This window comes from Arhodomonas sp. KWT, from assembly GCF_010993615.1.
Genome location: NZ_WNXE01000671.1, coordinates 1 through 906 on the forward strand (window position 1 = coordinate 1; position 906 = coordinate 906).

The following is a 906-nucleotide window of genomic DNA, read 5'->3' on the forward strand; positions in this document are numbered from 1 at the left end:
AGACGGTGTAGCGCCCGCCGCCGGCGGGCTTGGTGGCGATCCAGGTGTGCACGGCGAAGGCGCCGCGCCACTCGAAGGCGCGGGCGGCGTAGACCTGGACGATGGCCTCCGGGGCCGCCCCGGGCACGGGCGCAATGCCCGCGCTGGCACGGCTCGCTGTGCGCCAGTCGCCCTCGACGACGAAGCCCCCGCTGGCCCACATGACCGCCGGGCCGGTCACCATCAGGGCCAGCAGGGTGACGACGGCGAGGCGGCGGCGACGCCCGCTCATCCGGTTTCCCCCCGCCTCGGACGCCCCAGCCCCTCGCACCGGCGGCAGCGACACGCTAACCTGTCGATAAAGGTCACCATAGAGATGCCGGATCCCCGATTATGCCCACCACGTCGATCAACCGCGACCAGCTCCGAACACACCTGCGCCGCGCCGGTCTGCGCGCGACCCGGGCACGGCTCGATCTGGCGACGCTCATCTTCGGCGAGGGCGACCGCCACTTCACCGCTGAGGCACTGCACCGCGAGGCCGGCGACGCCGCCATCGACGTCTCCCTGGCGACGATCTACAACACCCTCAACCGGCTCGCCGCCGTCGGCCTGCTCCAGCGTATCGTCCTCGACAGCCGCCGGACCTACTTCGACACCAATACCCAGCCCCACCACCACCTCTTCGACGAGGACGCAGGCCGGCTCGAGGACGTCCCCGTGGGCGCGGTCGAGCTCAACGGCCTGCCCGAGATCCCGGACGGTACCCACATCGAGAGTGTGGACATCGTCATCCGCGTGCGCCGCGACGAGGCGTAGCTGCCGGACATACCGCCCGTCTTTAGAATCATTCTATATTGTTGACGACGGCATGGGTGCTGCTATTACAGGGGATACGCTCCCGCAATGTACGGGAGCGCACTGAAC

Annotated in this window: 2 protein-coding genes; one reads left to right on the forward strand and one right to left on the reverse strand. The window is 69.3% G+C overall.

The annotated features are described in order from the left end of the window. Positions 1–271: DUF3750 domain-containing protein (locus G7A99_RS21625; protein WP_163143990.1), on the reverse strand; the 271-nt coding region annotated here is incomplete at its 3' end. Positions 272–372: 101 nt separating this feature from the next. Here G7A99_RS21625 and irrA point away from each other — a divergent pair. Next, positions 373–798 carry an iron response transcriptional regulator IrrA gene (irrA, locus tag G7A99_RS21630; protein ID WP_163143992.1) on the forward strand — a complete coding sequence of 142 codons (426 nt, stop codon included), beginning with the start codon at positions 373–375 and terminating at the stop codon, positions 796–798. The last annotated feature ends 108 nt before the right edge of the window (positions 799–906 follow it).

Coding starts and splice junctions, on each gene's coding strand:
- irrA (WP_163143992.1), top strand. CDS start 373: ATGCCCACCACGTCGATCAACCGCGACCAGCTCCGAACACACCTGCGC.